This is a genomic window from Cryobacterium sp. TMS1-20-1, assembly GCF_004402355.1.
Classification (GTDB): domain Bacteria; phylum Actinomycetota; class Actinomycetes; order Actinomycetales; family Microbacteriaceae; genus Cryobacterium; species Cryobacterium levicorallinum.
Genome location: NZ_SOGF01000047.1, coordinates 49,324 through 62,184, shown reverse-complemented (window position 1 = coordinate 62,184; position 12,861 = coordinate 49,324). Strand labels below are relative to the sequence as shown.

Annotated in this window: 9 protein-coding genes; 1 reads left to right on the top strand and 8 read right to left on the bottom strand. The window is 66.8% G+C overall.

What is annotated here, in order from left to right:
* Positions 1-335: 335 nt before the first annotated feature.
* The 4 genes from E3O45_RS09900 to E3O45_RS09885 form a co-directional block, all read right to left on the bottom strand.
* A complete protein-coding gene (locus E3O45_RS09900) occupies positions 336-2,300 on the bottom strand; it encodes a M13 family metallopeptidase (protein WP_134443251.1) in 1,965 nt (654 codons plus the stop codon).
* Positions 2,301-2,555: 255 nt separating this feature from the next.
* On the bottom strand, positions 2,556-3,974 hold the full coding sequence (locus E3O45_RS09895; protein WP_134443250.1) for an NAD(P)(+) transhydrogenase (Re/Si-specific) subunit beta: 1,419 nt from the start codon (positions 3,972-3,974) through the stop codon (positions 2,556-2,558).
* A 2-nt stretch (positions 3,975-3,976) separates the two neighbouring features.
* Positions 3,977-4,303 (bottom strand): NAD(P) transhydrogenase subunit alpha, encoded by a 327-nt coding sequence (locus E3O45_RS09890; protein ID WP_134443249.1) that lies wholly within the window; start codon positions 4,301-4,303, stop codon positions 3,977-3,979.
* A gap of 3 nt (positions 4,304-4,306) precedes the next feature.
* Positions 4,307-5,422: an NAD(P) transhydrogenase subunit alpha gene (locus tag E3O45_RS09885; protein WP_134443248.1), complete on the bottom strand. Its 1,116-nt coding sequence runs from the start codon at positions 5,420-5,422 to the stop codon at positions 4,307-4,309.
* Between the two features lie 382 nt (positions 5,423-5,804).
* On the opposite strand from E3O45_RS09885, the gene E3O45_RS09880 reads away from it, so the two are divergent.
* Complete coding sequence (locus E3O45_RS09880) at positions 5,805-7,127, top strand: MATE family efflux transporter (protein WP_134443247.1); 1,323 nt, start codon at positions 5,805-5,807, stop codon at positions 7,125-7,127.
* 50 nt (positions 7,128-7,177) lie between these two features.
* On the opposite strand, the gene E3O45_RS09875 is transcribed toward E3O45_RS09880, so the two are convergent.
* From E3O45_RS09875 to E3O45_RS09860, 4 genes are all read right to left on the bottom strand, one after another.
* On the bottom strand, positions 7,178-8,602 hold the full coding sequence (locus E3O45_RS09875) for an amino acid permease (RefSeq protein WP_370450359.1): 1,425 nt from the start codon (positions 8,600-8,602) through the stop codon (positions 7,178-7,180).
* 169 nt (positions 8,603-8,771) lie between these two features.
* Entirely contained in the window at positions 8,772-10,001 is a 1,230-nt protein-coding gene (locus E3O45_RS09870; protein ID WP_134443245.1) for an ABC transporter ATP-binding protein, read from the bottom strand.
* On the bottom strand, positions 10,001-11,572 hold the full coding sequence (locus E3O45_RS09865; protein WP_134443244.1) for an iron ABC transporter permease: 1,572 nt from the start codon (positions 11,570-11,572) through the stop codon (positions 10,001-10,003). The genes E3O45_RS09870 and E3O45_RS09865 overlap by 1 nt, the downstream gene beginning before the upstream one ends.
* Before the next feature lie 174 nt (positions 11,573-11,746).
* The gene (locus tag E3O45_RS09860) at positions 11,747-12,784 is read right to left on the bottom strand and encodes an extracellular solute-binding protein (protein WP_134443243.1); all 1,038 of its coding nucleotides are present in this window, start codon (positions 12,782-12,784) and stop codon (positions 11,747-11,749) included.
* Between the last annotated feature and the right edge of the window lie 77 nt (positions 12,785-12,861).

Below are 12,861 nucleotides of genomic sequence, written 5' to 3'. Positions count from 1 at the left end.
CCTGAGGCGACGGCATCGCCCGCATCCGGGCCGGACCGATGCCCGCCGCCGCTCGGACCAGAACCGCTGGACAAGACCATCGTTGGCTCATTCCTCCCTCGGTGCTGCCGATTGCTACAAACCCGGACTGCGTCAATCTACTCTGAGTCAATCCGCTCTGAGTCACTCGGCTCAGCCAGCGACTACAGCGGCAAACGGCGCAAGGCCAGCCTCTGGCCGATCAAGGCGCACGGCCAACCCTAACAAAGACGGGGGACGCGCGAACTGGCCGAGGCGAGAAGGCCAGATCATGACACCCCACTCGGACCCCGGCATGCCCGCCGCGGACGGTACCGCTACCAGATCGTGACGCGCTTTTCCGGGGCCAGCCACAGGGCATCCGCTTCGGAAACGTCGAATGCCTCGTAGAACGCGGGAATGTTGCTGACGATCTGGTTGCAGCGAAACTCGTTCGGCGAGTGCGGGTCGATGGCCAGCAAGCGGATGGCCTCAGCGTCGCGTAATTTCATTTGCCAGGCCTGGGCCCAGGACAAGAAGAAGCGCATTTGCCCGGTGAGGCCGTCGATGACCGGGCTGTCCTGGCCATCGAGCGAGAGCAGGTAGGCCTTCCAGGCGATGGAAAGCCCGCCGAGGTCGCCGATGTTCTCGCCGATCGTGAGCGCGCCGTTCACGGTGTTTCCGGGGATAGCCTTTGGTTCAAGGCCCTCGAACTGGGCGATGAGTGCGGTCGTGCGCAGCTCGAATGCGGCCTTGTCGTCGGCGGACCACCAGTCGGTGAGGCGGCCGTCGCCGTCGTATTTGGAGCCTTGGTCGTCGAAGCCGTGGCCGATCTCGTGGCCGATGACCGCGCCGATCGCGCCGTAGTTGGCGGCTGGGTCGCGCTCCTCGTCGAAGAACGGAAACTGCAAAATGGCGGCCGGAAAGACGATTTCGTTGAATCCGGGGTTGTAGTAGGCATTGATGGTCTGCGGCGTCATGAACCATTCGTCGCGGTCGAGCGGCTTGCCGATCTTGCCGAGCTCGCGCTGAAACTCGAACTCGCCGGCGGCCTTGACGTTGCTGATCAGGTCGTCGGCGGTGATTTCCAGGCTCGAATAATCGCGCCATTTCACCGGGTAGCCGATCTTCGGCGTGAACTTGCTGAGTTTCTCGAGCGCCCTCCCGCGGGTCTCCTCGGTCATCCAGTCGAGGGTGCTGATGCTGTTCTCGTAGGCGGCGACGAGGTTGGCGACCAGCACGTCCATGCTCGCCTTGGCGCTCGGCTTGAAGTGGCGCTCCACGTAGATGCGACCGACGGCCTCACCGAGGGCGCCCTCGACGAGCGAGACGCCGCGCTTCCAGCGCTCGCGCAGCTGCGGGGTGCCGCTCAGGGTTCGACCGTAGAAGTCGAAGTTCGCCTCCACGAATTCGCCAGACAGGTACGCAGCACTCGAGCGGATGACCTGCCACCGCAGCCAGTCCTGCCAGGCCTCCAGGCGGTCCTCGGTGAGCGTCGCCGCGAGTCCGACAATGTAACTCGGTTCGCGCACGACGACCTCAGCGAGAGCACCGGACGGGCCGTCGAGGCCGTCCAACCAGAGGTCGACGTCGGCGCCGGCAGCGAGCGCCGAGACCTGATCCCAGGTGCGCAGGTTATAGGTCTTCTCACTGTCGCGCGTGGCGACCTTGTCCCAGTGGTGCGAGGCGAGTTCGGTCTCGAGCTCGAAGACGCGCGCGGCGCGGCCGGCGGCGTCGGCGAAACCGGCGAGGGTGAACATCCGCTCAAGGAATTGCTGGTACTTGGCGCGAATATCAGCGAATTTCTCTTCGCGGTAGTAGGACTCGTCAGGCAGGCCGATGCCGCCCTGCGCAATGAAGACGAGGTAGCGTTCGGGGTTGCCCGGGTCGTTGTCGACGTAGAGGTGGAAGGCTCCGGCGACTCCTCCACGCTCGAGGCGGCCGAGGGTGGCGAGCAATTCGGAGATGGTGGTGACGGCATCGACTGCTGCCAGGTCGTTGTGCAGGGGTGTCGCGCCGAGCGCTTCGATGCGCTCTTCGTCGAGGAAGCTTGTGTAGAGGTCGCCGAACTTGCGTTCGAGGCTGCCCTCCGGCGCGGTCTGCGCCTCGATGATGATCTCGCGCACGGCCTTTTCGGCGTCTTCGGCGAGCATCATGAAGGAGCCCCAGCGGGCCTTGTCGGCGGGAATTTCGCTGCGCGCGATCCACTGTCCGTTCACGTGCCGAAAGAGGTCGTCTTGCGGTCGCACCTCCGGGTCAAGTTCGTGTCTGTTGATTCCGGATGCAGTCGCCAGCTCAGTCATGCCTCCAGCCTATCCGGGCGGGGTGACAGGCAGCCGCATAGCGGGATCGTGTGGGCCATGATAGGCGAGCGCGCAGGCATCCACTCGGCGAAGTCGAATTCTACGAGCGGATGCGCGCGGCACCCGGGTCGGCGGCCGCCGATCACCTGTTTCGCGCTCGTGCACTGGTGGACGGCTCAACCCTGGCAGGACTGGCGATCCTGGCACGGTAGCGTGTGATTTCAGCATTGGGCGCAGTCATGCAACAAGAGCCCCCTACAGCGCCTTGAGTTCCTCGGTCACCTGGGCGACGGACTTCTTCGCGTCGCCGAAGAGCATCGTGGTGTTGGCCGCGAAGAACAGGGGGTTCTCGATGCCGGCGAAGCCCGAGCTCATGGAACGTTTGAGCACGATCACCGACCGGGATTCGGTCACGTTGAGCACGGGCATGCCGAAGATGGGCGAGTTCGGGTCGTTGCGCGCCGCCGGGTTCGTGACGTCGTTGGCTCCGATGACGATGGTGACGTCGGTGCGGGAGAATTCGCCGTTGATGTCGTCCATCTCCTTCATCGCGTCGTAGGAGACGTCGGCCTCGGCGAGGAGCACGTTCATGTGCCCCGGCATGCGCCCGGCCACCGGGTGGATCGCATACTTGACCTCGATGCCCCGGGACTCGAGCACCTTGGCCATGTCCTTCACGGCGTGCTGGGCCTGGGCGACGGCCAGGCCATAGCCGGGCACGACGATGACCTGGTTGGCGTAGGCCAGCTTGATGGCGGCATCCGCTGCAGAAGTGGACTTCGCGTGCTGGTCACCGGTGCTCGTGGCCGAAACACCCTTGGAGCCGCCGCCGAAGCCGCCGGCGACGATGGACAGAATCGACCGGTTCATGGCTTTGGCCATGAGGTTGGTGAGGATGGGACCGGATGCTCCGACGATCATGCCGGCGACGATCATCGCGATGTTGTTGAGCGCGAGCCCGGCCGCCGCCGCGGAGAGACCGGTGAGGGCGTTGAGCAGCGAGATGACCACAGGCATGTCGGCGCCGCCAATCGGGAGCACGGTCATAACCCCGAGGATGCCCGCCAGGATGAGGATCGCCACGAACCAAACCAAGTCAGCGCCGGTGGTGGTTGAGCCGATCCCGACGATGACGGCCGCGACGATGGCGCCGAGAAACAACATCGCGTTGAGCGGTTGTTGCAGGCGGCCGACCGACAGGGGGCGCCCGGGCAGAATCTGCTGAAGTTTCATGAAGGCGACGATCGAACCCCAGAACGACAGTGAGCCGATGATCGCCGCGAACAGGGAGGCGATGACGAGCGGGAGCACCGGGCCGGAGGCCGCGTGCAGGCCGGTGAAGCCGTCGCTTTCGATGAACTCACCCCAGGCGATGAGCGCGACGGTTCCGCCGCCGACTCCGTTGAACAGCGCGACGAGCTGCGGTACTGCCGTCATCTTCACCTTGCGGGCGGGCGGGATGCCGAGGATCACGCCCACAACGAGAGCCGCGACGATGATCACCCAGCTGCTGGTCTCGCGGATGTGGATCAGGGTCGCGACGACGGCGACAGCCATGCCGGCCGCAGCGATCTTGTTGCCGCGCACCGCGGACCTCGGGGCGGTCAGCCCGGAGAGCCCGAGGATGAACATGGCGAAAGCGACGATGTACAGGGCGTAGACGAGGATGTCCATGGTCAGTTCTTCCCGTCGGTCGCGGTGCTGGTGTTGGTGTCGACTGGGCGGGTTTTGAACATGGCGAGCATCCGGTCGGTCACGACGAAGCCGCCGATGACGTTGACGGTTCCGAACACGATGGCCACGAACGAGATGATCTGCAAAGGGATGCCGGGATTCTCGGCCGTACCGAGCACCACGAGGGCGCCGAGCACGACGATGCCGTGAATGGCGTTGGTTCCCGACATGAGCGGGGTGTGCAGCGTGTTCGGAACCTTGGAGATGACTGCGAAGCCGATGAAGCCCGAGAGCACGAGGATGGCGATGTTCGCCAGAAAGGAGTCCATGGGTTAGTTCCTGTTCGAGACTGAGTCACGTGTAACGCAGGAGAGCGCCACCACGTCGTCGGAATAGTCGGGGTCGAGCCGGCCGTCCCGCACGAGCAACTCGAGCAGGGCGGTGAGGTTCTTTGAGTAGAGCTCACTAGCATGCTCGGGCATCGTCGAGGGCAGATTGAGCGGGGAGGCAATGGTGACGCCGCCGATAATGACGGTCTCGCCGGGAACGGTGAGCTCGCAGTTGCCGCCGGTCTCCCCGGCCATGTCGATGACGACACTGCCGGGTTTCATGCCGTGCACGGCCGCAGCGGTCACGAGCCGCGGTGCCGGGCGTCCCGGAACCAGCGACGTCGTGATCACGACGTCGAACGTGGAAATCGCGGCCTCGAGCGCCTTTTGCTGCTCGGCGCGCTCGTCGGCGGTGAGTTCGCGGGCATAGCCGCCGTCTCCGGCAGCATCGATGCCAACGTCGAGCCACTGGGCTCCTACCGACCGCACCTGGTCGGCGACCTCCGGACGCACGTCATAGCCGGTTGCGCGACCGCCGAGCCTTCTCGCGGTGGCGAGAGCCTGCAGCCCGGCCACGCCAACGCCGAGCACGAGCACGCTCGCCGGCTTGACCGTGCCGGCGGCCGTGGTGAGCATCGGGAAGAACCGCGTGGAGAGCGACGCCGCGAGGATGACGGATTTGTACCCGGCAACGTTCGCCTGCGACGAGAGGGCGTCCATGACCTGAGCCCGGGAGATGCGCGGGATCGCCTCGACCGCGTAGCCGATGATGCCGGCGTTCTGCAGGGCGGCGATTTTGTTCTCCGTGTTGCGCGGTGCCAGGAACCCGATCAGGGTCGCGCCCGGCTCGAGGCGGGCGATCTCGGCGTCGGTGGGCGGGGCGACCTTGAGCACGATGTCGGCGCTCCAGGCATCGCCGATGCTGGCGCCGGCTTCGAGGTAGAGGTCGTCACCCATGAGGGCCTCTGCTCCCGCGCCGGATTCGACGACAACGTCGAGTCCCTTCGCGACGAGGGACGCGACGGCGCGCGGCACGAGGGCAACTCGCCGCTCATCCGCCCCGCTCTCGCGGACGACGCCGATACTGGGTGTTTCGGGGTGCGGTTGGGGGTCCGGCATGGTGGGGCCTTTCGAAGCGGATGTCCGCACGCTCGGCCTGAGGCGGCGAACACCCTTGCGGGATAAAAGAACACCTCGGACCGGTGATGGTGGCGCCGACAGAGCAAAGTGTGCCCGGAGCATCCACGATCAGCGGAGGCTTCAGGACGAACCTATCTGCAGGGGAGGTGGGATGGGCGGGATTCGGGGACGTCGTTGATGAAAGATTCTAAATTCTTAACAATTTCGCGGGTCGGCTGAAGCGATTTCGGGTCTTAGCGGTCGCATCCGTTTGGCATTCTTGGAGGTGGCCGGGATGACGGCGCCCGATCTGGCTGGGTCATGAGGTGGCTGGGCCGTGATACGGAGCGCAGGGCCGCCGTAGAGTCGAAGCATCAATATTTTGCGCACGCAGCCCATCGACCGGGACATTTTGCGTCTCGCCGTACCCGCGCTCGGCGCGCTCGTGGCCGAGCCGCTGTTTCTGCTGGCGGATTCGGCGATGGTCGGGCACCTCGGCACCACTCCGCTGGCCGGACTCGGCCTGGCCAGCGCGGTGCTGCAGACCATCATCGGTCTCATGGTTTTTCTCGCCTACAGCACGACCCCGGCCGTGGCTCGCTGGCTCGGTGCGGGCGATTCCAAGAGGGCGGTGTCGGTCGGCATCGACGGGCTCTGGCTCGCCCTCGGCCTCGGCGTCGTGCTCGCGGCTGGCGGCCTGCTCGCCACCCCGGCGCTGGTCGGGGCGTTCGGCGCTGAATCCGCCGTGACAGCGGATGCCGCGACCTACCTCGGCATCTCCATGTTCGGCCTGCCCGCCATGCTGCTGGTGTTCGCGGCAACCGGCCTGCTGCGCGGCCTGCAGGACACCCGCACCCCGCTCTACGTGGCCGGCATCGGTTTCGGCGCGAACATCGCACTGAACTACGTGTTCATCTACCTGCTCGGCTGGGGCATCGCCGGGTCAGCCGTCGGCACCGTTGTGGCGCAGTGGGGCATGGTCGTCGTCTATCTCGTCGTGGTCACCCGGCATGCCAGGCGTCACAGCGCCCCGCTGCGCCCGCACCGGGCCGGGCTGCTGCTCGGTGCCAGGAGCGGCGGCTGGCTGTTCGTGCGCACCCTCAGCCTGCGCGCCGCCATGCTGCTCGCCGTGTTCGTTGCCGCCCAGCTCGGCTCCCCCGAGCTCGCGGCCTTTCAGATTGCGATGACGCTGTTCGCGACCCTGGCCTTCGCCCTCGACGCCCTCGCGATCGCGGCCCAGGCCCTCGTCGGCCGCGGCCTCGGTGCCGGGGATGTGGCACAGGTTCGCGCCGTGCTGCGCCGCTGCCTGGAGTGGGGCGTGTTGGCCGGACTCGTCCTCGCCTTGGGCGTCATCGGCACGAGCGGGGTGCTCGGGCACGCGTTCACCAATGCCTCAGCCGTGACGCAGCTGTTGCCGCTGACCCTCATCGTGCTGGGGGCATCCGTTCCCCTGGGTGCGGTCGTGTTCGTGCTGGACGGCGTGCTCATCGGCGCCGGCGACGCCCGCTATCTCGCCCTGACCGGGCTGCTCAACTTCGCCGTGTTCGTGCCACTGGCCTTGGCTGTACTGGTCTGGGCGCCGGCGGGCGAGGCCGGGCTCGCGCTGCTCATGGCCGCGTTCGCGTTCGGCTACCTCGGTGCCCGTGCCGTGACGCTGTCGCTGCGCGCCCGCGGTCTGGCCTGGATGGTCGTCGGCGCGCGCTGATCAGCTGAGCGGATGCCGCGCCAGGCCGCGCATCCGTTGCCCGTGCGAGGCTAGTGCGGATCGACCGGATGCTCGATGTAGCGCGGACTTTTCGGGTTCATGACCGAGTTACGGCGACCATATAAGAAGTAGATGGCCAAACCGATGACGAGCCAGATGCCGAAGCGCAGCCAGGTCTCCCAGTGCAGCTGCGTAATAAGGAAAGCAGAAGAGAGCACCCCGAACACGGGCACCCAGGGCATGAATGGCAGCCTGAAGGTGCGAGGAACATCGGGACGGGTCCGTCGCAGCACAATCACTGCAACGCAGACCACAACGAAGGCAGCAAGAATCCCGATGTTGGTGAGGTCGGCAATCAGACGGATCGGGAAGACCCCGGCCAGTACGGCCGCGGCCAGGCCGGCGATCCAGGTCACGCGGGCGGGAGTTCCCTTTTTATCGGTGCCGGAGAACCACTTGGGAAGCAAGCCATCGCGGCTCATCGAGAACCAGACCCGACTGACGCCGAGCAGAAAGGTCAGCATGACGGTGAGGATCGAGATGACAGCGAAGGCCGAGAGCACGGTCGCGACGACCGGAAGCCCGACGGACTGGAACGCGACGGCAAAGGCGGCGGTCGGGTCGATATCCTGCCAATTCTGCATACCAGTGAGAACGAGAGTGGCGAGCACGTAGAGCACCATGGCGATAGCGAGCGAGAGCAAAATTGCCTTCGGCATGTGCTTCTTGCCATCTTTGGCCTCTTCGGCGGCGGTGCTCATGGCGTCATAGCCGAAGACGGCGAAGAAGACAGTGGCTGCGCCGGTGAAGACCGCGCCGAACCCGTTGGGCAAGAACGGAACGTAGTTCTGGGTGTTGATGTAGAAGAATCCCAGCACGATGATGGCGAGGATCGACAGCACCTTGAGCCCGACGGCGACGAGTTCGAAGCGGCCGAAGGTCTGCGTTCCACGGCTGAGGATGAAGGTCACGAGCACGCACACCACGATGGCGGGCAGGTTGATCAGGCCGCCGTCCAGGGTATCGGGGGTGCCCTGCATCCAGGTCGGAACTTCGATACCGATGCCACTCATGAACTCGGTGAAATACCCCGAGATGCCGATCGCCACGACGGCGACGATCGCGATGTACTCGAGCAGCAGGTCCCAGCCGATGAACCAGCCGACGATCTCACCCAGGGCGACATAGCCGTAGGTGTACGCGGAGCCGGCTCGAGGGATCATCCCGGCGAACTCCGCGTAGCTGAGGGCGGCAGCCGCGCTCGCGAGTCCGGCGATCAGGAACGAGATGAGCACGGCCGGTCCCGCGCCTTCGCCGTCCGGGCCGCCGTTGGCAACGAGTCCAGCGAGGGTGAAAATGCCAATTCCGATGATGCCACCGACGCCGATCGCGGTGAGCTGCCAGAGCCCGAGGCTCTTGAAGAGACCGTTCTTGGCGGCCTCATCGCCGATGTCGGTAATGGGTTTACGCCTCATGATCGAATTAGGATTGCGCTCGTTCATCAGGCCTCCATTGGCTTGGCTACAACTATTGACTGCAGGTTTACGTGCCTACTGTGGGAACGCACCTCCCGCAGCTTTTACCTCTTCTAAGGTTGGCACGATCGCGAGCTCGCGCCAGGCGACTCGCTGAACATTCTCGTTGCTAGCCCAGCGGGTAGGCGAGGGCGTTCTGGCGTACCCCGAGGGTAACCCGGTCGCCGATGCGCGGCAGGTCGGGCGCCGCGACGCGTGCGCGCACGACGAGGCCTCCGGCGACGGTGAAAGTGACCAGAGCGTCGTGGCCGGCGTAGGCGATGGCCGTGGTGACGGCATGCGTCCCCTGCTCGGTCGCGGACTCGGCCGCGTCGCTTGACGTAGACGTCAGCCATTCCGGACGTAGCAGCACGAGCACCGGCGTTCCGTCGGCGGGAGCGGATGCTGCGCCCGTCCAGTCCGCTGCGAGCGAGCCGAGGGCGCAGTCGACGCGGCCGCCATGCCAGTGTCCGTCGAGCTCGACGGTGTCACCGACGAAACCGGCTACCCAGGGGTCCACCGGGCGTTCGTAGACGTCGGCGGGGGTGCCAAACTGCAGAATTTCGCCGCCGCGCATCACGGCGACGAAATCGGCGAGGGAAAGCGCTTCTTCCTGGTCGTGCGTCACGAGCAGACTCGTGTTGTGCTGGCCGCGCAGCAGCGCAGCGACCTCGGTGCGCAGGGCGGAGCGCAGCAGGGGGTCGAGGGCGGCGAATGGTTCGTCGAGCAGCATGAGGTCGGGCCGCGGGGCGAGCGCGCGGGCCAGCGAGACCCGCTGGGCCTGGCCGCCGGAGAGCTGCGAGGGGGCACGATCGACGAGTTCGGACAGGCCGACCAGGGTGGCGAGCTCGGCGATGCGGGCCGAGCGACTCATCTGCCGGCTCCGGTCCGGGCTGATCGGCGCTGCTTTGAGGTGGGTCGAATGCGGCGAGGAGGGGCGCGCGCGGGCTGCTCGTCCACTGCGGGTGAGGCCGGCCAGCAATCCGACCACACCGCCGGGGACCTCGCCTGGTTCGCAGTACAGATCGTCGCTCCGTTGAGTGCGCGGCAGCCCGAAGCCGATGTTCTCGCCGACCGTGAGGTGCGGAAACAGCGAGGCATCCTGCGGGACCCAGCCCATTCCGCGTTTCTCCGGCGCCCGCTGCACGCCGGGGCCGGTGACGAGGCGTCCACCGACGCTGATGGTGCCGGAGGCGACCGGCAACAAACCCGCGACGGCGCGCAGGAGCGTGGTCTTGCCGCATCCGCTTGGACCGAGAACGGCCACGAGCGAGCCGCGCGGAATGCGCAAACTGACGTCGTCAAGCACTCGGCGGTCACCGTAGGCGACGCGGAGCGCCTCGATCGTTACCCAGCCCACTAGTTCTCCCTTGCTGTGCCGCGGATGCCGCTAAGCAGCACCGCGGGCACCATCGCCACGAGCACGAGCGCCGCAGCGTACGGCGCCGCAGCGCCGAACTCGAACAGTGCCGTGCGACTCCACAACTCGGTGGCGAGCGTGGACACGCCCGTCGGCCGCAGCAGCAGCGTCGCTGGTAATTCTTTCATGGCCGAGATGGCCACAAGCAGTGCACCGATCGCGATGCCGGGCAGGGCGAGGCGCGCGGTGACCCGCCACCAGGCCTGAAACGGTGACAGGCCGAGCATGCGGGAGACGTCGCCGAGGCTCGTCGGCACCGCCGCGATGCCGCTGCGCACGCTGCCGATCGCCCGCGGCATGAACAGAACGACGTAGGCAAAGACGAGCACGACGGAGGTTTGGTAGAACATCGGAACCGCGGCGAGCGCGAAGAATACGAGCGAGAGACCCACGACGATGCCGGGCAGGGCGTGGCCGAGAAACCCAACGGCCTCGATCACGGCGACCAGGCGACCGGAGTAACGGGCCGCGAGCGCCGCGATCGGCAGCGCCACGAGCACGGCGACCACGGCGGCGGCGAGGGCGATCCCGAGGGTCGAACCGACCGCCTCGAGTAGCCGGGGAACGTCGATGGCGCGCAGGGTTTCGGCCTCGATCAGCCGGCTGAGCAGCCCGACCACGGGAACCACGACCCCGGCCAGCGGCGCGGCAACGAGCACTGCAACGTAGAAGGGCCCCTTGCGGCCGGGCGCGCGGGCCGGCATGGTGCTGCGACCGGGAACGCTGGCGACCTGACGGCGGCTGCGGCGTTCGCCGGCCACGACCACGAGGGCGAGCACCACGAGCACGAGGGCGAGCAGCGCGGCCTGGTTACGGTCGAAGCTTGCGCCGTAGGCGGCGTTGATTCCCCAGGTCAGCGTCTGCAACCGCAGCATCGAGACGAGCCCGAAATCGCTCAGCGAGTAGAGGCAGACCAACAGCGCGCCGGCAATCGCGGCCGGGCGAATCTGCGGCCAGGTCGCCGCCGCAAAGGCCCGCAGCGGACCGCGACCCAGGGTGCGGGCCACCAATTCCAGATCAGCGGATGCCCCGCGCAGCGCCGCCGCGACCGGCAGCGTCACGTACGGGGTGCAGACCATGGTCATGACGAACCAGCTGGCCCAGAAGCCGTTAAGGTGCGGAAACCACACCAGCCAGCCGTAGGCGGCGAGGTAGCTCGGCACCGCGAGCGGCAGCGCCGAGACCAGCAGGAGGGTGCGCTGGAACGGCAAGCGAATGCGAGTGAGGATCCAGGCGCAGATCGTGCCGAGCACGAGAGCGGACACGGTGACGGCGGCGGCGAGCAGCGCGGTGTTGATCGTGAGCTGCAGCACTCGCGGGCGCACGAGGGTATCGAGAAGTTCGGTCAGACCGGCCTCGGTCGTGCGCACCACCAGGTAGACCAGCGGGATGGCGGCAGTTGCGGCGCAGAGCGCAGCGACGGCCAGCAGCCAGGGCGGGGCACCGAAGCGGTACCGGGCTGGCGCGCGGGTCGCGGCCGTTTCCGGCGGCGGGATCAGTAGTTCGGTCATGCGCGCGGCCCGGGTGATCGGGCGGCTCGGGGAGCGGCCACCGGTGGGGTCGGGCGCAGCTCTCCGCAGCGACTGGCGCTCCGAGGCCGGGCAGGCGCCGGGGCATCCGCTTTGGTAAAGGGTAGGGCGCGGCTGCCGACCTGAGCCCGCAACCGCGCCTTCACTGCTTTAATATTAGATCAGGCCGTGCTTGCCCAGCAGGGTCTGGGTGTCTTCGAGGGTGTCGAGGTCGGCGAGGTCGAGGTCGGGGTTGACCAGCGAGTCGAGCGCCGGCAGGCCAGCCGGGGCGTCGATGCCAGCGATCAACGGGTACTCGAATGTCTCATCCACGAAGTACTGCTGTGCCTTCGCGCCGACCAGGTAGTCGATGAATTCGAGCGCGTCGGCGTCTTCGGCTGCTCCGGCCAGCAGGCCGGCGCCGGCCACGTTCACGATGGATCCAGCGTCTCCAGCTTCGGGGTAGGAGAGCTGAGCACGCATGTTTTCTTCGCCGGTCTCGGCGGCCATGGCAAACCAGTAGTAGTGATTGAGCAGTCCGGCCTCGATCACACCGTCATTGACGGCGGCGAGAATTGCGCGGTTGTTGTCGAAGATGACCGGGCTGTTCGCAGCGATGGCGGCGACCCACTCATCGGCGGCTTCTTCGCCGTTCAGCACGCGGTAGGCGGTGACGAAGGCCTGGAAGCTCGCATTGGTCGGCGCGATTCCGAATTTTCCGGCCCACGCCGGGTCGGTGAAGGCGTCAACGGATGTTGGCACCTCGGCCGCGCTCATCGCCTCGCTGTCGTAGGCGATCACGCGGGCCCGGCCGGTGACGCCGACCCAGGTGCCGTCGGTCGAGGTGAATCCGACCGGGACCGCGTCGGTCGTCTCGGCGGGCAGCGTGGCAAACAGGTCGGCGTTGGCGAGGGCACCGAGCGCTCCGGCGTCCTGCGCGAGGAAGACCTGGGCGGGCGTGGCGTCGCCCTCCTCGAGCAGCAACGCGCCGAGCTCGGCGGTGTTGCCGTAACGCACCTCGACGCTGATGCCGCTGGTCTCTTCGAACTGGTCGATGAGCGGCTGGATGAGCGCTTCGTCGCGACCGGAGTAGAGAGTGAAGGCTCCGTCGCTCGTGGCCTCTGCTGTCGTTGGCTCGGCGGCTTGGGTGCACCCGGCTAGGGCAAGAACGGTGGCGCCGGCAACGAGGGCGGCGAGGGAGAGCGGGATGCGCATGGGACTCCAAGGACAGGGGTTTGATTGGATAAGGTAAGGCTACGCTAACTCGCTGACCGACGCCAATCGGCGGGGTC